General features: G+C 53.2%; 23 protein-coding genes. 8 read left to right on the top strand and 15 right to left on the bottom strand.

Annotation, left to right across the window (positions count from 1 at the left end):
- Nucleotides 1-39 precede the first annotated feature (39 nt).
- From AC0L6S_RS01735 to AC0L6S_RS01725, 3 genes are all read right to left on the bottom strand, one after another.
- Entirely contained in the window at nt 40-1,026 is a 987-nt protein-coding gene (locus AC0L6S_RS01735; protein WP_473426695.1) for an AraC family transcriptional regulator, read from the bottom strand.
- Nucleotides 1,027-1,163: 137 nt separating this feature from the next.
- A complete protein-coding gene (locus AC0L6S_RS01730) occupies nt 1,164-1,595 on the bottom strand; it encodes an anthrone oxygenase family protein (RefSeq protein WP_473426694.1) in 432 nt (143 codons plus the stop codon).
- Between the two features lie 2 nt (nt 1,596-1,597).
- Nucleotides 1,598-2,425 carry an NmrA family NAD(P)-binding protein gene (locus tag AC0L6S_RS01725; RefSeq protein WP_473426693.1) on the bottom strand — a complete coding sequence of 276 codons (828 nt, stop codon included), beginning with the start codon at nt 2,423-2,425 and terminating at the stop codon, nt 1,598-1,600.
- Nucleotides 2,426-2,735: 310 nt separating this feature from the next.
- Between AC0L6S_RS01725 and AC0L6S_RS01720 the strand changes: the two genes are divergently transcribed.
- Complete coding sequence (locus AC0L6S_RS01720; RefSeq protein ID WP_473426692.1) at nt 2,736-4,163, top strand: tetratricopeptide repeat protein; 1,428 nt, start codon at nt 2,736-2,738, stop codon at nt 4,161-4,163.
- A 30-nt stretch (nt 4,164-4,193) separates the two neighbouring features.
- On the opposite strand, the gene AC0L6S_RS01715 is transcribed toward AC0L6S_RS01720, so the two are convergent.
- Together AC0L6S_RS01715 and AC0L6S_RS01710 are read right to left on the bottom strand one after the other, a co-directional pair.
- Entirely contained in the window at nt 4,194-4,451 is a 258-nt protein-coding gene (locus tag AC0L6S_RS01715) for a DUF3144 domain-containing protein (RefSeq protein ID WP_473426691.1), read from the bottom strand.
- Nucleotides 4,452-4,827: 376 nt separating this feature from the next.
- Nucleotides 4,828-6,234: an aminotransferase-like domain-containing protein gene (locus AC0L6S_RS01710; protein WP_473426690.1), complete on the bottom strand. Its 1,407-nt coding sequence runs from the start codon at nt 6,232-6,234 to the stop codon at nt 4,828-4,830.
- Between the two features lie 110 nt (nt 6,235-6,344).
- Between AC0L6S_RS01710 and AC0L6S_RS01705 the strand changes: the two genes are divergently transcribed.
- Together AC0L6S_RS01705 and AC0L6S_RS01700 are read left to right on the top strand one after the other, a co-directional pair.
- Nucleotides 6,345-6,587 carry a DUF2970 domain-containing protein gene (locus AC0L6S_RS01705; protein ID WP_473426689.1) on the top strand — a complete coding sequence of 81 codons (243 nt, stop codon included), beginning with the start codon at nt 6,345-6,347 and terminating at the stop codon, nt 6,585-6,587.
- Between the two features lie 9 nt (nt 6,588-6,596).
- The gene (locus AC0L6S_RS01700) at nt 6,597-6,902 is read left to right on the top strand and encodes a hypothetical protein (RefSeq protein ID WP_473426688.1); all 306 of its coding nucleotides are present in this window, start codon (nt 6,597-6,599) and stop codon (nt 6,900-6,902) included.
- Between the two features lie 121 nt (nt 6,903-7,023).
- On the opposite strand, the gene AC0L6S_RS01695 is transcribed toward AC0L6S_RS01700, so the two are convergent.
- Nucleotides 7,024-8,067 carry a TIGR03857 family LLM class F420-dependent oxidoreductase gene (locus AC0L6S_RS01695; protein WP_473426687.1) on the bottom strand — a complete coding sequence of 348 codons (1,044 nt, stop codon included), beginning with the start codon at nt 8,065-8,067 and terminating at the stop codon, nt 7,024-7,026.
- A 245-nt stretch (nt 8,068-8,312) separates the two neighbouring features.
- Nucleotides 8,313-9,296 carry a helix-turn-helix transcriptional regulator gene (locus AC0L6S_RS01690; protein WP_473426686.1) on the bottom strand — a complete coding sequence of 328 codons (984 nt, stop codon included), beginning with the start codon at nt 9,294-9,296 and terminating at the stop codon, nt 8,313-8,315.
- Nucleotides 9,297-9,580: 284 nt separating this feature from the next.
- On the opposite strand from AC0L6S_RS01690, the gene AC0L6S_RS01685 reads away from it, so the two are divergent.
- The 4 genes from AC0L6S_RS01685 to AC0L6S_RS01670 all read left to right on the top strand — a co-directional run bounded on the left by AC0L6S_RS01685 (nt 9,581) and on the right by AC0L6S_RS01670 (nt 16,806).
- Nucleotides 9,581-11,485 (top strand): TonB-dependent receptor, encoded by a 1,905-nt coding sequence (locus AC0L6S_RS01685; protein WP_473426685.1) that lies wholly within the window; start codon nt 9,581-9,583, stop codon nt 11,483-11,485.
- A 3-nt stretch (nt 11,486-11,488) separates the two neighbouring features.
- On the top strand, nt 11,489-12,616 hold the full coding sequence (locus AC0L6S_RS01680; protein WP_473426684.1) for a PepSY-associated TM helix domain-containing protein: 1,128 nt from the start codon (nt 11,489-11,491) through the stop codon (nt 12,614-12,616).
- Nucleotides 12,617-13,257: 641 nt separating this feature from the next.
- Nucleotides 13,258-15,408, top strand: coding sequence for a TonB-dependent siderophore receptor (locus AC0L6S_RS01675; protein ID WP_473426683.1), 2,151 nt, complete (start codon nt 13,258-13,260; stop codon nt 15,406-15,408).
- Nucleotides 15,409-15,477: 69 nt separating this feature from the next.
- Nucleotides 15,478-16,806, top strand: coding sequence for a PepSY-associated TM helix domain-containing protein (locus AC0L6S_RS01670; protein WP_473426682.1), 1,329 nt, complete (start codon nt 15,478-15,480; stop codon nt 16,804-16,806).
- A 164-nt stretch (nt 16,807-16,970) separates the two neighbouring features.
- On the opposite strand, the gene AC0L6S_RS01665 is transcribed toward AC0L6S_RS01670, so the two are convergent.
- The 5 genes from AC0L6S_RS01665 to AC0L6S_RS01645 form a co-directional block, all read right to left on the bottom strand.
- Nucleotides 16,971-17,213, bottom strand: coding sequence for a hypothetical protein (locus AC0L6S_RS01665; protein WP_473426681.1), 243 nt, complete (start codon nt 17,211-17,213; stop codon nt 16,971-16,973).
- Nucleotides 17,214-17,320: 107 nt separating this feature from the next.
- Nucleotides 17,321-18,154, bottom strand: coding sequence for a pirin family protein (locus AC0L6S_RS01660; protein ID WP_473426680.1), 834 nt, complete (start codon nt 18,152-18,154; stop codon nt 17,321-17,323).
- A gap of 29 nt (nt 18,155-18,183) precedes the next feature.
- A complete protein-coding gene (locus AC0L6S_RS01655) occupies nt 18,184-19,143 on the bottom strand; it encodes a glutathione S-transferase family protein (protein WP_473426679.1) in 960 nt (319 codons plus the stop codon).
- A 2-nt stretch (nt 19,144-19,145) separates the two neighbouring features.
- Entirely contained in the window at nt 19,146-19,742 is a 597-nt protein-coding gene (locus tag AC0L6S_RS01650) for an FMN-dependent NADH-azoreductase (protein WP_473426678.1), read from the bottom strand.
- Between the two features lie 33 nt (nt 19,743-19,775).
- Nucleotides 19,776-20,219: a DoxX family protein gene (locus AC0L6S_RS01645; protein ID WP_473426677.1), complete on the bottom strand. Its 444-nt coding sequence runs from the start codon at nt 20,217-20,219 to the stop codon at nt 19,776-19,778.
- A 150-nt stretch (nt 20,220-20,369) separates the two neighbouring features.
- On the opposite strand from AC0L6S_RS01645, the gene AC0L6S_RS01640 reads away from it, so the two are divergent.
- A complete protein-coding gene (locus tag AC0L6S_RS01640) occupies nt 20,370-21,269 on the top strand; it encodes a LysR family transcriptional regulator (protein ID WP_473426676.1) in 900 nt (299 codons plus the stop codon).
- Between the two features lie 398 nt (nt 21,270-21,667).
- On the opposite strand, the gene AC0L6S_RS01635 is transcribed toward AC0L6S_RS01640, so the two are convergent.
- Genes AC0L6S_RS01635 through AC0L6S_RS01625 form a run of 3 tightly spaced genes read right to left on the bottom strand, consistent with a single transcriptional unit; the run spans nt 21,668 to nt 24,255 of the window.
- Nucleotides 21,668-22,612 (bottom strand): sulfatase-like hydrolase/transferase, encoded by a 945-nt coding sequence (locus tag AC0L6S_RS01635; RefSeq protein WP_473428534.1) that lies wholly within the window; start codon nt 22,610-22,612, stop codon nt 21,668-21,670.
- A 3-nt stretch (nt 22,613-22,615) separates the two neighbouring features.
- Complete coding sequence (locus tag AC0L6S_RS01630; RefSeq protein ID WP_473426675.1) at nt 22,616-23,335, bottom strand: sulfatase-like hydrolase/transferase; 720 nt, start codon at nt 23,333-23,335, stop codon at nt 22,616-22,618.
- Between the two features lie 53 nt (nt 23,336-23,388).
- Nucleotides 23,389-24,255, bottom strand: coding sequence for a transporter (locus AC0L6S_RS01625; protein WP_473426674.1), 867 nt, complete (start codon nt 24,253-24,255; stop codon nt 23,389-23,391).
- Between the last annotated feature and the right edge of the window lie 19 nt (nt 24,256-24,274).

Below are 24,274 nucleotides of genomic sequence, written 5' to 3'. Positions count from 1 at the left end.
AGTTCCCCGTGTCTAAAGTATCCTTCCGGGGTACGACTTTTACGCGTGAGCAGATGCGTTTAAAGCCTGATAATCTTTCCTGACTTCCGCCGGGCTCTTGCCGATAATTTTCTTAAAAGCCCGTGAGAATGCCGCTTCTGACTGATAGCCAATATCCAGTGCGATGGAAAGCACCGTGTCCCTCGTCAGTTGCAGACTGGAGTACGCCAACGACATACGCCACTCGGTCAGATAGTCTATCGGGGTATTGCCTACCAGCTTCTTGAATTGCGTAGCGAAGCTGGTTCTGGACATGCCAACAGCGGTCGCCAATTCTTCCAGCGACCAGTGCCTGGCGGGCTGATCGTGTATCAGCTTGAGTGATTTCCCGATGCGGTCATCTTCGAGCGCAGTCAGCCAACCGGTTTGCGAGTCGTCCAGTCCGGATAGATACTCTCTCATGGCGGCTATCACGAGAATGTCGGCAAGCCGTGAAATGACCGCTTCTGCGCCCACCGAGACCGACTGTGCCTCCGCCTTGAGCAACTCTGCTACACTGGTAACAATACTGGCTGATCCCTCTGAATCGGGATGGATCTTGATAAAGGGCGGCAAGATCCCGAGCAACTTTATCGCAAGTGGGTGCTGGAACAACATGGCGCCACACACCATCCGGCTGACATGACCACCGCCACCAAAATCCAGTGTTTCGTAGCGCTCGGTGACGCTTTCGATGGGCAGCGCGCTTAGCGGCGTTAGCGTTTTGCACTGTCCGTCGGACAAAATATGCCCATCGCCAGCAGGCAACAGTACGAAAGCCCCCTCTTCCAGGCTGAATACAGAATCCTTCACGCGACACTCTGCCTCACCCTCAAGCATGATGTGATACATCATGCAGTTGGGCATTGGGGGCATGGTCATGCCCCAGGGACGCGTCAGTCTCGAGCTGGTGTAAAACGCGCTTTGCATTCTCAAGCTGTCGAGTAGCTTGCCAACCGGATGATCTACAATCTGTGTGGCTGCTCGTGATTTGTAATCAAACGACATACCTGGCCTCTTGCACGTCTAGCTGCGCTAAAAACTATAACCCGCTTCGTGTTCACATGGCGAACTGTTTGCCAACACTGTACAGATAAAACCGGTACTGGGCGGGCTCTTATCTCGTTGCATCCAAAATTCAAGGCTCAGACAACCAGCAGGAAGCCGGAACTAATTGCAGCCACCGTGCGCACATGATTCCAGAACACCCACTTGTCGAGATAACGCTGCCAGACCTGCTCACGTTGCGCGCCCGCCTCTTTCAGCTGATTATTCAACGGCACATTCTTGAATATCGTCACCAGTGTCGTACCGACCAGGAATACGAGAGCAGCGATGAATAACAAACCCTTCGCAGCGACCACGAGATACAGTGAGCCCAGTCCGGAAATCCAGAACACCGCCATAAAGACCGGATTGAGAATAACCTTGTTGATCTCAACCATGACATCCGCGCCCGCTTCAAACTTGGCGAGAGATGCCATGACGGTGTTAGAGAACGTAAAATACAGCCCAACCATGATTATCATCGAAAGCTGAATCAATGACTCAAAGACTTGCAGGATCTGGATACTCATGATCAAGCTGCCTCGGTGAAGTACTGCATGTTTTTCAGAATATACTGATCGAAGCTCGTTGCAGGACGGCCCAGCGCTCTCTGGACACCATCGGTGATTGACTCACTGCGACCGTCGAGCACCTCGCCAAACAAATAGGCCACTGTTTCGATAACATCTTGCGGCACAGCATCCCTGGCCATTCGAGCTTGAAACTCGCCGATACTGATCGACTCGAAGCCTACCTGCCTGTTCAGGTGCTTGCTGAATCTGGCGGCGATATCGGCAAAGCTGATCAATTCAGGCCCGGTGACTTCATACAGTTGCTCGCTGTGCCTGTCGTCGATGAGCGACGCAACGGCAATGTCAGCGATATCGCGAATATCGATAAACGGCTCGGTAATATCCGTGACAGGCAACGCGATATTGCCATCCATGATGAACTGGCGAAACAGGCCCTCGCTGAAATTCTGATTGAACCAGGAGGCGCGCACGACCGTCCAGCTGATACCTGATTGTATGATGATGTTCTCGCATAGCTTGGCTGCAGGCTCACTGCGACCGGAAAGCAAGGTAATGTGCCTGACCCCCTTCATCTTTGCCAGCGCGCAGAACCTGGAGATATCTTCAGGTGCTTTGGGTATCGCCAGATCAGGGTAGTACGTCAGGTAAACCGCATCGATACCATTGAGTGCTGCTGCCCAGCTTGTCGGATCATCCCAGTCAAAATGCACTTCGCCGTTGCGGCTCGCTCCTTTGGGTTTTAACCCAAGCGTCTGCAAGCCCGCCATAACGCGTGAGCCAGTCTTACCGGTCGAACCAATGATCAAGTACTGTGTTGCCAAGTCCATAATACTGCCCTCGTGTAATTGTTGATATGACAAGGTCAGTGTAGTGGCGAGCGGACAGGATAAATTTGCCGCGCGTTCAAGATGCTTTGCATATCGTACAGCCACATTGGAAAGAACGGGGAGGTTAGCTACTGTCCCGGCGCTCGAAACCGTCACCGCATCAGTATTGTTTGAACTGACTTAAGCGACCATTCGTCGGCACCAAAAATTTACGTTACACTTATCCGCGTTTCAGCCATATGCCTGTTTTGGATTGCTCTCTTGGGCTATTCTCTGCGCTGGATACAGATAACCCAAACGGAAAAACTCAGTGAATACATCAACAACAGCACAAAAAGCCTGGCTGGAATCCATGCAGGCCGGTCAGCAGAATTTTCAGCAGGGTAAGATGGAGGCCGCGCTAAAGGCTTTTACCAACGCTACCTCGCTCGATCCCGAACGAGTGGAGGGCTGGATCAACCTGGGTTCGGCGCTGTTTGAATTGAAGCATTTTGATTACGCCGCCACGGCACTTAGAAAGGCCGTCGAAATGAACCCGAAGCTGATGATTTCGCACCTGTTGTTTGGGGACGCTTTGCGGATGTTAGGCCGCTCGAACGAGGCCTTCTCCAGCTATAAACAGGCGGTTGCTCTGGAGCGTACGCCGCTCTCTCTGAACAAGCTGGCTTGCGCGATGCCGTCACAGGGCCAGCTGGATTTTGCGGAAGGCCTGTTCGAAGAAGCCATATCGATGGACCCCAATTTCACTATGGCACGCGTTAACCTGGCTACGCTTCAGATTCTACTAGCGCGTTTCGACAATGCCGCTACACAGCTAAAAGAGGTGTCTAAACTGCCGCTTACACCGATGGAGAAAAAGGAAGTAGAATCCGCCCAGCGTGCATTGTCAGAGCAAAAACGGCTCAACGACGCGATTTCACAGTTGACGACGCACAACAATCCGGCGCCGCTGGAGTCCGCCCTGCGCGAACTCCCCGACGAACTCGATCGCGTTGATGAAGCGATGATTGAAACGTTGCAGCGCTATGCCGAATCAGCGAGAAGCCTTGAAATTGAACCGGTGGAGATTATTCCCGACTTGCCGGCTGATTGGCCGATAATTGAAGCAATGTTCATGATTCCGATGGTTTCAAATGTCGAAGAGTATCGGCAGCTCCAGCTGGATATCGAGCAGGAATCGGAGCCCTCTTTTCAATTGCGACAATCCTTGAATATGGTGCCTGCCATTGAAGCTGCTCGCTTGTGCCAGCTTGATTTGGCGGACCCGGTCAAAGCAGAAGTTCACCTGCGGCACTGGCATGCGCTTTCCTGCCACCAGTTACCCGGTTTTTTGCCCGGGCATTTCAAATACGCGCAGAATATGACTGCGGGTGACCAGATCGCTCGACGCTTGGAGCCGGGCTTTGCCAGCGCTACTTTCAGAAGCTTTATCGAGAATATATACAACCAACTCCCGCCGGGGTATCCGCGTGCCCTCACACTGTTAATAGCACTGGCGGATATGCATCTGTTTGGCGATGGAAACGGCCGTACTGCCATCACGTGGCTGAATCGGGAGTTGGAGTGGGCCGGGCTAATGCCCGCGATTTTTTCCGCTAAACTCGGATTTCTGGGCGACCTGGGTAAGTCAGAGCGAACGGTGAGGACGAATGGCGGGAATCTCTCCCCATCAGCACAAGTGTTGGTACAGGGCCAGCGCGACGCAAGGTATTTCTGCTCTATGCTGGCCCGAAGCTGAACGGGCTGGGAGACAACATGCCAGCGCAGATTACTGGCTGGCAGCCTGTTTCTTCAGTACCTGAATTCTGGCCAATTCGCGCTTGTACACGCCAGCCACCTTCTCCACACCCGATTCCGTCAAACCGCCGTCGTTGCCGCCCACCACATAACTACCATAGATGCAGGATGCAGTCATCAGCCCCCCGGATATAATGTTGATATCAATGTTTTCATCTTTCATGGTGTTCGCGAGATCAATGAAGCGATCTACGCACTCTTTATGAAGCTCTTCCTTTGACTTGGCCATGTTGAATAATTCACCTTTGGTAACGATTGAGGAGGACCCGAATTCTACCACCTCCAGTTATTCTCGGCCTCGGTTTCCTTCCGCGATGATACAAAATAATTTTCGATATTTCCAAGTTTAAGGTAGCATCCGTCGACCGATTTCGAAGTGCAGCCGACCAGATGACCCAACGCAAGTTCAAACCAGTTCTGCATGGCATCAGTGGCCAGGCCTTTGCAATCGCGACTTCAATTTGCGAAGAATATTAGCCCGTCTGTACTTTGTTAAACCTCAAACTCCGCTTGATTTCAAAGCTTGCACGTAGGTCATTATGCTATGCAACTATTGCAGCCTACCAGATCAATACTCGTTGCAACTTGATACCTCGCCATTTACTTTACATCTGTTTCGCTAACCGACCAAGCGCTTCAATAGCACTGCGAATGCAACTCCTCTGCAACCCATAGTTCAGCCGCATACAATTTCGATATTCGCCTGAAACGGAGAACATGGGCCCCGGAGCAAAGTTTATACCCTCCTCCAATGCCAGCTGATAAAGGGACATCGTGTCTATGTCTCCCGGTAACTCAAGCCATAGGAAGTAACCGCCTTTCGGGCGAGAAATTTTCGTTCCGCTGGGGAAATAGTTGGCAACAGCCGTCGCCATTTCTGCTTGCTGGTCCTCCAACAATATTCTCAGCTTGCGCAGATGACGATCGTATTGCCCTAGCAGTAAATAGTCCGCGATAGCCAGCTGAGCCGGCACAGAGGCCGAGAGTGACGTCGTTAACTTGATGCGACGCATCGGCTCAAAATAGCGCCCAGGCAGTACCCAACCGATGCGATACCCGGGCGCCAATGACTTGGAAAATGAGCCACAGTGGATAACGAGCCCGCTTTCATCAAAGGTTTTCGCCGGCTGCGGATAAGTCGTCCCAAAATACAGCTCCGCGTAGACATCGTCCTCTATAAGTGGAATATCGTGTGATTTCAGCAACGCGACCAACGCTCTTTTTCGGGATTCCGACATGCTGGAACCCAATGGGTTTTGAAAGTTCGTCATACACCAGCATACCCGAACGTCGTGCTGCTCCAATGCCTCTTCAAGCACTTCCAAATCTAACCCTTCCTGCGGATTCATTGGAATTTCTATAGCCCGAAGATTCAGAAGCTGAATCAGCTGTAGCGCCGCATAAAACCCGGGCGATTCGATCGCCACTGTGTCACCCGGTTTAGTCAGCGTTTGTAACGCCAACGTGAGTCCTTCCAATGCGCCGTTGGTGATGACAATTTCATCAGCCGAAACTGGCACACCAGCGCTCATGTAGCGCCGGGCTATAGCCTGACGCAGCACCTCATTGCCAGGGCTCAGGTTTTTACTGCCAGCATTCACTTGGGGCGCTCGATTAGCACGGTTGAGTGACCGGCTCAATTTCCCCAATGGAAATAGGTCCGGCGACGGGAAAGCGGCACCTAGTGGCGCAATGTCAGAATCGCCAACCGCATCCAACACAGAAAACACCAGTTCGTTAATCGACACTTCGGTAGATCTTACGACAGGGTTGGTCCGAGTTAATTCTGGCAACTGCTGGTGCACGTTGTCGCAAACATAATATCCGGAGCGCTCTCGCGCGCGCACAAGTCCACGACTCTCCAGCAGGTAGTAGGCTTGAAATACAGTGGATGGGCTAACGCCAAAACGGGCACTCGCCTGACGGACGGAAGGCGCTTTATCTCCCGGCCCCAACAACCCGCCGCGTATCATTTCTGCGATTTGTTCGGCCAGCTTTTCATAGCGTTTCATCCGGCCGAGATTAAACTGATATGGTTTTTAATTCAATTTCTGATTCTGTACTGATTTTGAAACATCACCTATCCTACTTGTACTGTTCGATTTACCGGCGAGGCATTGCAATGAAATCCAAAAATCAGCCAACTAGCGCCCACGATGAAGAGTCTGTGCCCCATGTTTCCCTCCTGCAAATGGTTGGCAGTATTCTGGCTTCGTTCTATGGTGTCCAAAGCTCAAAAAATCGTCACCGGGACTTTCAGTCAGGGAAGGCGGGAGCCTTTATAGCCGTGGGAATTTTGATGACGGTAGTCTGGTACCTGTTGATCTATTTGGCGGTTACCCTCGTGCTGCATATCGCCAGATAGGTACTCCTCGTGATCAAAAATCCGAGAGACTTTGTCCATGTGGACGAATTCTGGAACGCCGACGACCATTGGCCCAGTTACTTTCTTGGTAACACGGTCTGGGTGTATTACGACGAGTACAATCCGGGACTCATTGGCGACGAGGATTACTGTCGTATTCTTGTCCACACGAGCGAGAATAGCGGCCTTATCTACAAACGCCCCTTATCTGATAAACCTGTGCTCGACGCGCTCCTGCAAGAAATTCAACGACCTGTTTCTGAACAACAGCTGGTAGATCTCGGCTTTAGATGGTGGCAGGGGCGTTATGACTAATGCCTGGAACAGCTGCCGAGGCTTATGCGTGCGATGCTTACGAGCAAATCGTATTGCGCTCCGCAGATAGAAAAGAATGATTTCGCGTTCCGTAGGGCTTCAATCCCGCACTCCCTGAGCGCTAATCCAGTTTTCGGTATGCATCTAAAATCGGCTCGAATTCTGATGGTGTGGAGCCATGAATCACTACGCCATCGGCACCATTTTCCAGCTGATTTTTCCAACCCCGGGCACAATCTTCTACAGAACCGATACCGGCGGGTAGCCAGTCTTCAGGTAAGAGTTCGCTAATTTTTTCAAGTTGCTCCAGTGTCGCGACACTGTCGATTCCCCCCAACATCGAGGTCACAACGTCGTTGCTACGAAATGTCGCAAGGATCGCAGGATCCCAATCATTGAGGGCAACCAAGTGTTCTGCGTAACCCGGCGCCTGCATATAGGTGGCCATGCGCGCGACTAGCTTCCTCAGATAATCCTCTCGAGTCGGATTAAGTACGGTAGCGTATACAGAATAAATGCGAATAGCATCCGGGTCCCTACCCGCCTCTTCAGCACCCTGACGGACCAGCGCTTTCGCTCGCTGTAACCCCTCATCGGTGATAAATGTATGCAGATGAACGCCATCGAAGTGGCGACCGGCAAAGCGCAGACTATTAGGGCCAAAGCCTACGAAATGGATCGGAATGTCTGCGCTCATCCAGTCGCCCATAGACAAGTAAGGCAAGCTGCCCATCTCTCCCTCATGACCCATAACTTTTTCGCCGCGCCATAATGTGCGCAACACCTCTAACCCCTCGACTAGTTGCGCATTAGTGACGTTCTTAAGGCCCATCAGGTCATTGCGAATTCCCACGCCGCGAGCGAGACCCAGCTCAAACCTGCCGCCCGACAAATAGTGCAGACTGCTGCACATGGAGGCCAGAACCAATGGATGGCGAGTATGAATATTGGTTGCCGCTGTGGCCACATGAATTCGCTCAGTGACCGCCAGGGCCGCTGAGCAAATCACGCCGGCATCCTTGACATCAAACCGTTCTGACAACCATACCTTGCCAAGACCGAGCGATTCCGCTTGCTTGGCTTCCTCGATGGCATCGGCGGGAGACATCGTATGTCCCGGTAACAGATAACAACTCAGTTCTGGGAAATCCAGGGGTTGCGTCATTCTTCCAATTCCTTTTTCATCACCTTGTAATCTGTACTTTACTCCGAGAAAAGTATAGAGACAGTCACAAAGATCAATGTGATAGTACGCGTATTCAGTCTCATTGATCTAGAATACTCCCGTAAAACGATCAACCTTCTGCCAAACATCGAACAAAGGACATAGTGAGATCACTCCCGCTCAATCCCTCATTCGAACACTGTTTTAAGCGGATACTCTGTTTACTGTATTGGTTTTGACGTTACTCAAAAATCTGAGTCATTTGCCACCTGCGAGGGCGAGACTCCAAATTGCCGCTTGTACAGATAAGCAAAGTGACTAGGGTTCGCATAGCCAACTTGCATCGCGACATCCACGACCCGGACGTTGGCCTGTTGCAAAAGTGTTTGGGCCTCCAGTAAACGCTGGTTTTGTAGAAACTGGAAAATGGGTTGGCCATACTGTTGTTTAAATCCTGCTTTCAAACATTTCTCGTTCAGGCCAATTTGGCTCGAAATTTCCCGGATCGTCCAAGGGTGGGTAATATCACTGAGGAGTAATTGATATGCGCGAGCTATCAAACGGGCGTGTTTAGAGTTAATTTTAGAACAGGGATCGCTCTGCGATACCTTTAACTGGGAGAAAGTAGTGGAAAGTATTTCTAACACCCGACTCTCTATCACCAAGTCGTCTGGCCGCTCACAGAGAACCTGTTGCAGCACATATCCTGCATGCGCAAGTGTCTTTCCCGTAGCCTGACGCAAGCCAATCCACGCGCCTCGGCCAGAACTGTAATGCCAGGGGTGCACAGCCGTTAATTCGTTCATCATCGGCGCACCTGACAAACGCTGCAGAAAAGCGAACCCCAAACGTATATCGATACCTTTCAGACTCACACCTGCAGGGAGTCGCATAGTGTTAGTCATACGGTTATGCATGACGCAGACATAGGTAGTTCCGGACAGATAAGGAATGTTCGGAGACTGAAGGTCCTGGTCATGAATTAGCGCTGAACCGCCCCCCTTCAATATCACATTGATCGATACACACGGATCGGTAGCCGCATCCACTCGCTGTGACTGACCTGTACATATGTCGTACACAGACAGGTCAAATCCATCTCGCAAACTTAGCCGACGAACCTGTCCGCCTAGATCAGAGGCAGAAGGCAGGTAGTTGTTGATGTTCATACCAACAGCCTCTGGCACGGCTGACCTGATGTTCTGGGCGATATTACGTTCATTGACCATGGACCAACCCGGCTGTAAAGCGGCAAACCTGTGATGAGAATGATTATTATTACAAATAAACCCTGATCACGTCCATAACCACCCCGATCACGGTGGCTGCTAGCAATGGAAAGCACCATTCTTGCCTGGATAGGCACCATTGACACGAAACAGCCACTAACTAGTAGGACCTGCGCCAAATGAAAGTTAGCTACAGAAATCGCAAATTGAGAATCGGAGTCGGTCCCTTCCCGTGCGTAATGCTCTGTTTGGGACTGGCACCAATGGTCGTCTCGGCTCAGCAAATGCTTGAGGAGGTAATCGTAACCGCGCCCAAGCGCACAACATCCGTTTTCGACTATGAAGGCATGCTCAGCGTAGTCAGCAAAGAGGCGCTTACACAGCAACAGGTAGAGGCCATTGATGAACTCGGTCGAACAGTAGCGGGATTAGTATTCCGCCCACGAGGGAATCGCGCCTATGACAACGTTACCCTTCGCGGGCAATCCTCTGTCGATTTCTATGAACCTAAAGTGCAAGTCTACATCGATGGGTTTATCCAGGATCAGGCCACTTTTGGCACACTACTTCCGGGCTCGGTCAAGCAGGTAGAGGTTCTCTACGGCCCGCAGGGGACACTGTACGGCAGTGGTGCCGTCGGTGGTGTAATAGACGTAGTCACACTAACCCCTGAGGAATCACCCACCGCCAGCTTCAACACACGCCAAAGCAATCTCGTTGAGGAATATTCGCTATCCGCTAGCACCGACATATACCGGGGCTGGTCTGCAGATGTATCGGGTATACGCCAGGATATCGATGGAGAATATAAGGATGAAATAACCGGGTCCAGACTGGGAGATTCCACTAACAAAACCTATCGCGCGCGAATCTACTATGACTCTGCAGACTCACCGTGGTCGATGCGCCTTGAAACATCGGGCGCGAATATTAAATCGACAGAAGAGCAATACGTCCCGGTCGCTCAACTGCAGCAGCGCATAGCCTACCCGGTAGAAAATCATTACACGCTGGACTCCTACCAGTACGGGCTTACCATAATCTATGAGCTTGGCGATATCACATTGACGTCCCTGACCTCCTACCAGGATCGCAATCTGAAACGCACAGTATTCGGGTCCTACAGCCCAGAAGATCAAAACACTACCACGCAGGAGCTGCGCCTAAGCTCCGATCCCGATGCGAGTGAAAAATGGTCTTACACGACCGGGGTTTACTACGAATCGGTCGATTTTGATTTCTCACGTCCTGCATATGCAATGTATTCTCATCAGGATATCGAGACGCTGGCACTTTTCGGTGAGCTCACTTTGCAATTCACCGAGGACCTATCAGTTATTGCCGGGGCACGAGCGGAAGAGCGTAAAGTCAAAGCCAACGGCTCTTCTGGCGCGCTCTATGAGCAGGAAGATGACGATTTTTCTGCCGTTTCACCGGCCCTGACACTAGGCTATCAACTCAATGATGCTACACGCGTTTATTCGCTCTATAGCTCCGGTTATAAGCCCGGCGGGTATACGCGTTTGCTAACCCCCGAGAATGCCAGCTTTAGCTACGACTCAGAAAATGTGGACAATATAGAGGCGGGTATCAAACATATTTTCCTGAACAACCGGGCACAAATTGATCTAGCCGCATACTGGACGCGTAATGATGATTACCAACTTTATGTAGGCGTCACACCCAACCAATATCTGCAAAACGTGGGCAAAGCCGAATCCAAGGGTTTGGACCTGAATATTCGGTGGATGATAACTGAAGCCATAAATGCATCTCTTGGCTATGCATGGAACCGCACAGAATTCACTGACTACGACAACCCTCTAACACCTGGGCTGGATTTGCAGGGCAACAAATTGCCATACACCCCAGAGCAGGCGCTCAACCTGTCAGTGACATACCGTGTGGATCTTCCCGGTCAGTGGGGCAGTATCACGTCAGGCTTGCACGCGAACTATATCGACAAGATGTATTTCGATGAAACCAACACTATCGGCGAGGATGCTTTCACCCTATACAACCTCACAGTGGCTTGGCAACTGGCCGAGCACTACAGCATCCAGCTCTACGGCACCAATCTCGCCGACAAAACCTACACCACCTACGGCTTCGAGTACACGGGCGTGGGTGAACTCTACCAACTCGGTGCTGGCCGAGAGACCGGCGTGCGTTTTAGTGCGGAGTTTTGATTGATGTCGAGTGCTACGCTGCAGCGATGGCTAAGCATACATTCGTGGTCTAGCCTGGCTTCGACCTTGGTACTAATAGTGTTGTTTGCGAGTGGTCTGCCACTAATATTCAAAGGCGAACTGGAGTTCCTGTTAGGATATGGCACTGAGCCATCTAGCACCGCTACAGGAGACAGCAGCACGTCGCTCGATGAGCTGCTGGTGTCTGCACAAGCAAACTTTCCCGGAAAGGCTGTTCACTATATTGTGTGGGAAGAGGATACACCTGACTTGGTAATTCTCAATATTGGCGACACCCCCACTTCTCATTTCAGCAAGAACTTTAATGTTGTCATGAATCAGTACAGCGGTGACCTTGTAGAAAGTGCACCCTCGCCACTGCAGCTTTTTATCGACCTGCACACCACATTGACGATGGGCCCTTTCGGCTACACCTTGATGGGTTTTGTTGCGCTGCTGATGATGGTCGCCCTGATCAGTGGTGTGGTTGTATATGCACCACACATGCGCCGACTGGAATTCGGCGAAGTCAGAAGCACCTCTAGCCGACTTCGCTGGCTGGATCTTCACAACCTGATTGGCATGGTCACATTAGGTTGGGCGCTAGTCGTGGGAGGGACTGGCATGATCAACAGCTGGGGGGAGTATATCCTGATGAGCTGGCGTTCAGGACAGTTGGCAGAAACGGTTGCAGATTATCAAACAATACCACCCCCTTCTGTCGCAGAGTTCGCTTCACTAAATACAGTGGTGGCTGCCGCGCAATTGGCCCTACCAGATGGCGAGCTGTACTATATCTCCTCGCCCGGCGCATTCATGTCCACAGCCCATCACTACAGCGTCTTTATGCGAGGCAATACAGCTCGCACCAAATTTTTGCTGCACCCGGTACTGGTCGATGCCCGCACTGCTGAAGTAACAGCCGCCCCGGCCTTGCCCGCTTACATTAACGCGTTACTTCTCTGCCAGCCCTTGCACTTCGGAAATTATGGTGGGATGCCATTGAAAATTCTCTGGGCAGTGTTTGATATTTTAACCATTGTGCTCCTGGGCAGTGGCGTGTATTTGTGGCTGGACCGGCGACGTCCTTTCAAGAAGGACAGGGGGATAAACAATGTTCAGTCGATCTAAACTGAAGCACATTTACGCCATCCCTCTCGTGTTGCTGATAATGTCCGTTGCAGGGTTATCGCTAGCACTGCTAGGAGACAAATTGTGGGATATGGCTTCGTGGATATTGCTATCGCTGACCTGTCTTGCGTTGTTTCTGCGGCCTACTAGAAGGCAATTTCACAAATGATGAACTTTCTGGCTTTAGGCAGTATTCCGGTAACAATGCTCTGGGGCATTGATCGAAACCAAATAGTGCCAACTATACAAAGCAGGTTGCCGGGCAACCATTGTAGTAAGGTGAGTCGCTTTTCCAACTTTCCGAGAGGGCTATGAAGAACAAAACAGTGTAGCCCCCCCCATTCGCCCAAGCATCAATCCTGTTGTCCAACTCCTGCAGCATATGTCAACGCCGATCGGCATTGGGAGACGTCAAGTGACGTAGGAACGGCCGCGTGTCGTTTCCAAGCCCGCGGAATTTGTCTCGTCCACGTCCGTACACGCTCGAATGTTACACAAGGCAGGATTGCACAACATCTTATTGCAAATGATAATGATTATTATTACCATGTGCCTTCCTTTTGTTCCGAACATGGAAATAGGTCATGCACCACCACTGCCCCATCGCCACATCCAGCCGCCTGAGACAAAGGGCCACTGCCATGACCCTCATCCTCTGTGGATTCCCTACCACAACCGCGCTCGCGCAGGAGTCTACCGTAGCCAAAGAGAAGACCGCAGCGGAGGTTACCGCACAGAAAGAAAGCCCGGCGATGGAAGAGGTCATCGTACGCGGCTCCTACACCACCGACGACCAACTCAACTCCGCGACAGGCCTTGGCCTCTCGATACGGGAAACGCCACAATCTGTCAGTGTGATGACCTTCCAGCGCATCGAAGACCAAAATCTGAACTCGCTTACTGACGTGGTGCTCAACGCTACTGGAGTCTCCGCCAAGGAACTCGACAGTTCGCGGTCCACATTTGCAGCGCGGGGCTTTGAAATCGACAACTATCAACTGGATGGCGTGCCCATCAGCTGGAGCCCCGGTGGCGATGCCGGTGAAACCCAAACCGATATGGCCGCGTATGAACGCATCGAAATAGTGCGGGGCGCCACTGGCCTGCTGACCGGTGCGGGCAACCCTTCCGCGTCCATCAACCTGGTGCGTAAGCACGCCGACAGCAAGGAACTCACTGGGATTACATCTATAGGGGCCAGCCGGTGGAATAACTACGACGCGATGGCCGATATCAGTACACCGATCACCAGTGACGGCTCGATACGCGCGCGTGCGGTGCTTAGTTACGCTGATGGTGACTCGTGGACTGACCTGCTGGGCAATACCAAGAAAGTGGCCTACGGCACCATGGACGCCGATCTGGGCGTGAGCACTCTGTTGCGCGTTGGCGCCAGCTACCAGGATAATGACCCCACCAGCTCCACCTGGGGCGGTCTACCGGCATGGTTCAGTGACGGCTCACGGACCGATTGGCCTGACTCAAAAACAGTGGGCGCCGACTGGACACGCTGGGCCTCCACCAGCACGACATACTTCGCGACGCTCAGGCACGAATTTCTGAACAAGTGGACCGCCTCGCTAGATTACAATCGAGCCGAGAACGATGCCAACCTGCATCTACTGTATCTTTCCGGCACACCAGACAAAGTCACCGGTGAGGGCATGAGCACCTCGCCCTATCGCTCTGACACCACACGTGAACAGGACAGCATCGGAGTGAACGTATCGGGTTCGTATGCTTTGTTGGGGCGAGAGCATGAAGCGGTAGTGGGCTATAGCTGGATGGACCAGAATGAGAAAACCCACACTTTTGACCCGCTGGGTGAATCCCCCGGAGTGGGCAATTTCTTTGATTGGGACGGCTCGTATCCCGAACCTCAGTGGGGTGATCGCAATACGGATATTGAACTGGACACGGAACAAACTGGATTCTACGCCGCGACGCGCGTCTCCCTAACCGACGCACTGAAACTGGTGCTCGGTGGCCGACTCGCCAGTTGGGAATCCAAGGGGCAAAGCTATGGCGCATCGGTCGACTACCACGACAGCAATGTGTTTCTACCGTACGTCGGCGCACTCTATGACATCACCGAATCGACCTCGGCCTACCTCAGCTATACCGAGATCTTCAAACCGCAGAACGCGCTAGACCGCAATGGTCAGCAGCTCGATCCAATTATTGGCGAGAGTTACGAGATCGGTCTAAAGAGCGGTTTTTTCAACGATTCACTCAGCACAACCGTCGCAGTATTCCACATCAAGCAGGACAATCTCGCCCAGATCGATACCGGGAACTTTATTCCTGGCACCATTTTCGAGGCCTCTCGGGCTGCCGAGGGCGCAACCAGCGAAGGTTTTGAACTGGAAGCGGTTGGTGCCATTACCGAAGGTTGGGAAATCGCAGCCAGCTACACGCAATTCAAAGCGCAGGATGCGGACAACATCAACGTCAACACGAGCCAACCGCGCAAGATGTTCAAACTGTTCACTACCTACCACGCATTCACCGGTATCCTGTCAGACCTCACCCTTGGAGGCGGCATCAACTGGCAGGGAGAAAACTACACACCTGCCCTCAATCCCACCACCGGCGCCGAGGAAAATCTGGTGCAGGACGACTACAGCCTGATCAACCTGATGGCGCGCTACGACTTCAGTGAGCAACTCTCAGCACAGATCAACATCAACAACTTGCTGGATAAAACCTATTACAGCCAGATCGGCTTCTACAGCCAGCTGGCATACGGCAGCCCGTTTGATGTCAGCGCGGAACTGCGCTACCGATTTTGACCCAGGGGGTCTTTCGTGTCTTGCATGGTACTGCTGTGCAAGATACGCTTTTTATTGCGGAATATTAAAGTGCGTACTATTTTCGTGTTGCTGCATCGCTGGGCCGGTCTATTTATCGCGGCCTTCCTCATTCTGTCTGGCGTGACCGGTGCAGTGATCTCATGGGATCACGAACTGGACGAATGGCTGAACGCCGACCTGACCAAAACTCAATCGGTCGGCACAGCACTGCCAACACTGGACCTGATACAGGCGGTTGAGGCGCGGCATCCGACAATACAGATAACCTTTGCCCCATTGCGCGCAGAACCGGGACACACATTGTCCCTGTTTGTCATGCCACGGATTAATCCTGATACCGGTGAACTGTATAAAGTCGACTTTAATCAGATTTTTGTAGATCCGGTCAGCGGTATGGAACTGGGTAAGCGCGAATGGGGAGCAGTGTGGCCTATCACGCGCCGGAACCTGGTGTCGTTCATGTACGTACTGCACTACAGTCTGCACATGCCTGAATTCCTGGGTATCGACCGGTGGGGCGTTTGGCTGATGGGCATCATCGCGCTAATCTGGATGATTGACTGCTTTTCCGGCCTTTACTTGACGCTGCCGTCGCGTCGTCGCAACCATTCTCGCGTATTGAAAAACAACGCTGGGCGCCTCGCCGCGCCGGATATCACTAGTAACGTTTGCCCTGACCTTAAACCGCGCTCCTGGTTACAGCGCTGGCTGCCCGCGTGGAAAATTCGTTGGCATGGCAACAGTTATAAACTGAATTTCGATCTGCACCGCGCCCTGAGTCTCTGGACCTGGATACTCTTGTTCGTCGTTGCCTTTACTGCATTTTCACTGAACCTCTACCGCGAAGTGTTCTTTCCCGTCATGAGTCTGGTTTCAGATGTCACGCCCAGCGTATTTGATACCCGCGAGCCCCGGCCTGAGACCGACCCAGTGGTTCCGCAACAGGACTTTGCCACAGCAATCTCACATGCATCCCGGATAGCCTACGCCAAGGGCTGGGAAGAACCCGCCGGCTCGATTTTCTATTCACCAGACTTTGGCATATACGGCGTGGCTTTTTTCCACCCGGAAGACGGGCACGGGGCAGGCGGTGCCGGGCACCGAACAATTCATCTGGACGCCGTGGACGGAAGAGAACTAGGTGCGTATGAACCATGGCAGGGCACAATTGCTGATCTGTTTGTACAAGCCCAGTTTCCGATTCACTCTGGGCGTATTCTCGGGCTACCGGGACGGATACTCATTTCGATTATGGGTATTGTGATCGCACTGCTGTCTGTCACTGGCGTGGTCATTTGGTGGCGCAAGCGCGGAGCGCGCAACGCCAAAACCACCTCCGTTACTCGAAGCACGGATTCCTTCCACACAAAGCCGTAACTGCAACGGAAATCAAAACACTTGTTGTACCACCGGCCCATGACTTTGATAATCCCCAGTATTCCCTGGCGGATATTCAACTGTACATCGTGCTGGGCTTTCCGATAAGTCACGCTTCATTGGTGCAGATTGAATTTGAAAATTATATTTTAATGTTTAGACACTTAAGTCACTCCCACGCGATAGTAAACAAACACATATTTTCCTCTTTTTTGTGATAGCCAAAAATCAACATTTTTGGAAATAGCATGAAAAATGCCATGCCCAGAATATCCTTCCAGGTACTCGAAAAATTGCCGATCAGTACCGCCACTCAGCACCCCTTCATCTCGCAACACTGATAAAACCTTACCAGCAGCCAGATGGGCCGCCATACCATGCCACGCATAGGCGGGATCCCAGTCCATGAAGAAACACGGACCCGCGCCGTGTGGGATGAATAGTACCGGCTGTTTGGTGGATGCAACGAGCGATGCGGTCGAATGGGTCAGAGATTAGCTCTGCCCGGTGCGCGCTACGTCACTAGCCTCCCTTGCTGGAAATCACGAATAGCCTGTTCGATTTCCTCAGGCTGGTTCATCACAAAGGGGCCATGCTGGACAATGGGTTCACGCAAGACCTCACCAGCCAGGACCAGCGCCTCGAAACCCTGCTCGCCTGCCCGCAGTGCCAGCTTGTCACCAGTGCCGTAAACACCCAGTTGCCTGGTCTTTAACTCTGTGCTGTATCCAGCATAAGCAAACACCAGGACCCGTTCGTAGTCTCCGACATCCAGAATAAATTCCGCGCCGCTCACTACTGACACATCTGCCAGCAACGGTCGGGTGGCCATGGCCGGCAAGCAACCGTTAAGTGTCGTTTTTTCCACATTCATCTCACCGGCGATAAGTCGTACCTCATCGCCAACATCATCCCGGTAGTAGGCGACTTCCGCACTGCGAATATCGCGATAGGCAGCCGGCTTGAATTTGTCCCTGGCGGGTAAATTCAACCAGATTTGAAAGCCGTGCATCAGGCCCTGCTCCTGCTCAGGCATCTCCGAGTGAATGACGCCATGACCTGCCGTCATCCACTGCACATCACCGGGGCCGATCACGCCCTCGTTACCCATGTGATCGCGATGGCGCATGCGACCGGCCTTCATGTACGTGATGGTTTCAAAGCCTCGGTGGGGATGCTCTGGAAAGCCGCCCATATAATCCGTAGCAGTATCCGAGTTGATTTCATCGACCATCAGAAACGGGTCCAATATCTTGTGCATTGATGCGCCGGCAATGCGGTTGATTTTGACGCCATCACCATCACGGGATAGTTTTGACGAATACACCTGCGATAATTGTCTATACATTTGCACCTCCTGCGTTGCGACTGACGTTTTCAGTCAAGCTGGCCCCGGTTATGGGGTAGCGTAAAATCCTGATCGGGCCCCAGTGGCACCACTTGCGTTGGGTTAATGGTGACGTGACTGCCGTAGTAATGTTGCTTGATATGTTCGAAGTTTACCGTTTGCGCCACGCCCGGTTGCTGGTATAACTCGCGCAGATAATGACTGATCGCGGGGAAATCGGCGATGCGCTGGCGGTTAGTCTTGAAATGCCCGTAGTACACGGCATCGAAGCGAATCAGCGTGGTGAACAGGCGCCAGTCTGCTTCGGTCAACACACTGCCCGCCAGGTAGCGCTGACGAGTCAGGGTCGCCTCCACCCAGTCCAGAGCGTCAAAAAGCTTGTAATACGCTGCCTCGTAGGCCTCCTGGGTGGTGGCAAAGCCGGCTCGGTACACACCATTGTTGATCGAGTCGTAAACTCGTTCATTAATGGCGTCTATCTGCGTCTGCAAGGCGTGGGGGTAATAGTCCGTGTCATTACCCGTAAGCTCGTTAAACGCACTGTTAAACATGCGAATAATGTCTGCCGATTCATTGCTGACAATCGTCTGAGTTTCCTTGTCCCACAATACCGGCACAGTGACCCGACCGTTGTAGTTTGGATCTGACTTCAAATACAACTGGTACAGATAGTCCAGGCCGTATTGATCGTTTTTTAATTCCCATCCATGGCTTAGCATCAATGGCTCGACCACCGTGACATCAATCAGCTCCTGCAGATCTTTGAGTTGACGGAAAATCAGCGTGCGATGCGCCCAGGGGCAAGCCAGTGACACATATAAATGGTAGCGCCCGGGTTCCGCCTTGAACCCTTCTCTGCCGGTCGGACCGGCGGCGCCGTCCGCCGTCACCCAGTTGCGAAAGCGGCTGTCCTGGCGGCGGAATTCGCCGCCGCTTGATTCGGTTTCATACCACTGGTCCACCCATTGACCGTTCTGTAACAACCCCATGATCAGGCCTCCTCTACTTCAGGCTGCGCCAACAATGCATCAATCTGCTGCCGGGCCGATGCTATCACCACCTCCGGGGAACCCTTGGAGCCACTGGCATCGATATGAACCACCTCAGTGATACCCAGAAAGCGACAGATGTGTTCCATATAGCGGCTGGCAAAATCCCAGTCACCGCCAATCGGCGTGCCGCCGGAAGCCGTTACAATAAACGCTCGCTTCACACCGGTGAGCCCTTCCGGGCCGTTCTCTGTGTAACGGAATGAAACCCCGGCACGACAGACATAGTCGACCCACTGTTTCAGGTAGGCGGGAACACCAAAGTTGTACATTGCCACGCCCAGCACCAGCGTGTCGGCTTGCTGCAATTCGGCGATCAATGTATTGGACATCGCCAGATGCTGTTGCAAGCTGGCACGGTCATCCTGGTGTGAGCCGTGCACGCCGACCAGGTCCTGCGGACTTATCGGCGGCAGGGGGTTCTTAACCAGGTCCCGTTCCATCACCGGCTGCCCCAGTTGTTGCACCAGATAATCAGTAATGATGCGCGAGTTAGCGCCCTCCACCCGGGCGCTGGAATCAATTTTCAGTACAGTCATAGGATATCTCCTGTTGGAATGTGTTGGGTTGTACTAGCGAAGCCTGGTGCTGATCACTTGATCGGCACTCACACTTCCCGCGCCGCGTATTGCCAGGCTGACACTCACCGCAAGCAGCGCCAGGCCGAATTCATAGCCGTTGTTCGCCATAAACAGGCCGTTTGCCAGATGCACCGTGACGATGGCCACCACCATGGTTAACGCCAACACCACGGCGGCGGGACGCACCAGCAAACCTGAAATCAGGGCCAGGCCACCGAAGAATTCAGCGCTACCCGCCAGAGCCGCCATCAACACGCCGGGCTCCAGGCCAATAGAGGCCATCCAGCCACCCGTACCCTCAAGGCCATAGCCGCCGAACCAGCCAAACAGTTTTTGCGCACCGTGAGCAGTAAAGATAACGCCAGCGGCAACACGCACCGGCAAAGCGTCAAAGCCCGCAGCGGAAGAGGTAATCTGTCTCAATAACGTTTTCATGATGGTCTCCAGATAGAAATGTAAGATTTATTGATCTGACGGATACACTCTATTACTAGATCAACCCGTGAATAAGCGTAGTTATTCGTCTAAAATGTTCTAATTTATTGAACAATAATACTGACGTTAGCTGATCCCGAGGAGCCGATCATGGGCCATTCCCCCATTACCCTTGATGCACTGCAGGCGCTGGACGCCATCGACCGACGCGGCAGCTTCGCCAAGGCCGCTGAGGAGTTGAACAAGGCGACCTCAGCACTTTCCTACATCGTGCAGAAACTCGAAGAACAACTGGGCGTAACACTCTTTCAACGGCAGGGACGACGCTCGGTGCTCACACCAAGCGGCACGTTGTTGCTCAATGAGGGCCGCAAAATTCTCGGTGCTACCGCCTATTTGGCTGACCAGGTGAAAGAGCTGGCTACGGGCTGGGAGCCGAGATTACGCATTGGGCTTGAATCCACTCTTGAGCGTCAGCCCTTTTTCCTGGCCTTGGGTAAACTGCTGGAGGAGCAGCCGAACATGGAGATCGATATTCAGGAATGTGTTCTCAGTGGCGGCTGGGAGGCACTGGAAATGGACAGCATTGACCTACTGGTGGGAGCGCCCGCGCCGGTACCATTGCAAAAAGGCTTCCGAGCATTGCCCATCGCGCCTGCGGATATGGTGTTAGTGGCTGCGGCCAGTCATCCTCTTGCGCGCCTCGCGCACGACCCCCACACCATCGCCGAGCAGTTACCCCACTATCGACGCATCGTCACCCACGATACAGCCAAGCATAGTGTTATGCGGGCAGCGGGATTAACCACAGGGAAACAGGTGCTCTATGTGCAAACCATGGAACAAAAAATACAGGCGCAATTGGCGGGACTGGGCGTCGGGCATTTGCCGCGAAAATTTATTCAGACGCATCTGGAGAGCGGCGCGCTGGTGAAACTGACCACAGAAGCGCGGACTACTGAAAACCTGGAATACTATATAGCCTGGAAAATCAGTAACAAGGGCAAGGCATTAAAACGACTCAGCCAACTTTTGAACGACACTTTTTAGCGATCGATTTGCACGAGTAAAACAAATGCGGCGACATACACCTACTGCCTTTCAACGACAGACTTTGTCAGTGCCAGTTGATCTGCGCTGAAGCCGACCATCTAGGGTGCCGATGTCGGCCTCGTAGGGCAAGAACCAATTCGCGGCGAGGGCATACTCTCCGCGCAGCCCCAACACCCCGTCCCAATGATCCAGCTTCCCAGTCATTGAACGAGCGGGACTCGAGCGGCGTAGAACACTCACCAGTGAAAGAACTCGGGGACAAACAGCCATCCCATTTCCATTCCCAATCTCGAGTACGACGTAGTTCTCTTTACACTTATAACGAAACGGCAAACGAAACGGCGAGCGGTTGCAGCATGCCATAGCTGCAAACCGCCCCACCTTTCAGGTACCGGCTAGTTACCTGTTGGTATCGGTATGGAGATACCGTCTTTTTCCAACGAATCACGGATGTACTTAAATCGCTGGTATCCCGAGATGGTTATCGGGCCCGTATAGGTCTCGCTCTGCAGCTTGCGCGGCGGATATTTCACATAGGTCTTCATGAGATCCTTGATCGCCTCGCTTATCGTGACGAGCGTCCAGGTACGCTCGGTATAATTGTTCATGAAAATGTCATATCGCTCCTGCGGGTCTGCCCATAGATCGAACACCTGAGGTACCGTCGCGACATACTTCTCAGCTCCCTTCCAGCCCAGATTGCTGTCCACTGCCAGGACACCGGTTGCCATGCCATTGTCACCGCGCAGGTTGAACACCGCCTTGTAGTTACCCACTCGGGCGGCGCCCGGGGACAACTCATTCTCGGTGAAGTAGAACCATTCATTACGCTCCGATTTGCCGGTCCCGAACAGCACTGGTGACATGTCGTAGCTGTCAAAATAGATTGGTTGGCCTTCCCGGTCTTCCTTGGGCAGATCGACACCCGCAATAGAAGCAAAGGTAGCCATCAGGTCGAGACCGCCAACAATATCGTGGCTGCGGCTGCCAGGCTTGATCTTGCCCGGCATGACCGCGATGGCTGGCACCCGGTTGCCGCCCTCGCGCACGGTGCCCTTGGTGCCGCGGAAGGGCGTGTAGCCCGCATCCGGGTAGACGTCCTGCCAGGCGCCATTGTCTGTGGTATAGATGACCAGGGTATTGTCATCCAGGCCGAGCTCACGCAGTTTGTCCATGACGCGGCCGATACGGGTGTCCAGTTCGACGACCGAGTCCGCGTACTTGCTCTTGGACAGGGACTTGTGCTCGAACTCCGGTGCCGGCATGTTTGGCTGGTGCACCTTCATAAAGTTAACGTTGATGAAAAAGGGCGTGCTCTTGTCTTTCGCCGCCTCCTCCAGGAATTAGATGGCGGCTTTCTCGACGTAGGCATCGAAATAAGGGATACCGACCACGCCGTTTGGATAGGTCACACCGTGGAGAGTGACATTCTCGTCAGGCTTATCCACGTACTGCCCATTGATCTTGAAGTCTTCTTTCGCTTCTTCACCCGCCTTCCCAGACAAGGATCCCTTGGTGACTTTCTCAAACATCGCCCGCAATTTCGGATCCATGTCCGGGAACCAGGTCGGGTCGGCATAGGTATAGGCATTCAGGTGATACAGGCCCACGTACTTCATCACGTCGTAGCCCTGGGCGTTGGGCAGCGCGTAGTCCGCCTCGCCGAGGTGCCACTTGCCGGTAAAGTAGGTATTGTAGCCTGCCTTTTTCAGCACCGAGCCCAGGGTCCACTCTGCCTTGGGCAGGCCGCCGCCCTGGCCCTGGAAGGCCACGGTGGTCATGCCGCTGCGGTTGGGAATACGCCCCGTCTGCATGGCCGCGCGCCCGGGGGTGCAGCTGGGCTGGGCGTAGAACGAGAAGAAGGTCATCCCCTCGTCGGCCAGTCGGTCGATACTGGGGGTGGGCATCCCGCGCCCGGGCCCGCCACCGTAAGGGCCGAGGTCACCGTACCCGGTATCGTCGGAAACGATGAACAGGATATTGGGTTTGTCGGCCGCAAACGCAGCCCCCTGTATATAAAGGATCGCCGCTGTAGCGATAGCTAAGACTCTGGTGAGTTTCATCTGGTACTCCTTTCGAATTACTCCGGGTTACAACTTATACGCTTTTCGTCAATTCAGAAGAGCGGATTTTCTACCAGTCCCGGTATCACGGGAATGATATTGAGCTTGATTTGGAAATCATTGCCCAGCGACTCCTGGCGCACGACGGATTTCTGCACGCCGAACTGGAACTTGATGGGCAGGTCGCCGAACTTGACGGTCTTGGCGACGGTGAGCCCCACCGGCACGTTCCACTTATTGTCGCTCGCCGCCTTGTCGTTGTAGGTGATGGTCGGGTTGAAACCCACCTGCCAGGCATTAGGCAGGTTCCAGAATCCGAAATATAACAGCGAGCCATGGCTAGTATCTTCTACGTCGTTGCCATCCTCGGCGTAGCTCCACCAGTACTGTGCCAGTAAACCGGTAGTGACCGCTTCGGTCTTGTAAATAACGACACCTGCAGGACCCGCCTCCCAAGTGTCCGTGCCCAGGTCGCCGCTGTGGGTGGGGAACTGGAAGGTGGGACCATAGCCGAACTGCCAGCGATCACCCGGCGTGGTTTTTTTGGTGTATAACATGGGTAGCTGCATATCGCCCAGCCCGTCCTTCGAACTGAAGCTGGCTTCCCCTGTCTCGGGGTTCTTGATACCGTCGGGGTGGTCAAGGCTGGTAACCAGCGGCAAGGTTGGCCGTGTAATGAGTGTGGAGTTTTCTGTCAGGGAAAACGGCATGACGGGCTGCACGATAATCGCCTGACCCGTACGCCACTTGCCGTTACTGAGGTCGCCTTCAGACCAGTTGTAGTCTATTTCGGTAAACAGGGCCCAGACATTGCTCAGTGGGTTGGCCAGTTTCTCGCCGATCTCAGCTGCACTGTCTTCCGCCGCGGCCAGAGCGGGGCCAGCAATCGCCAACAGGCAGGCGCTAATACTACGCGCCATGCTAGCGCCCGGCCTGTGC

This window comes from Halioglobus sp. D3-4, assembly GCF_055809315.1.
The sequence above is the reverse complement of the archived record's forward strand: the minus strand, read 5'-3'. Positions and strand labels throughout refer to the sequence as shown.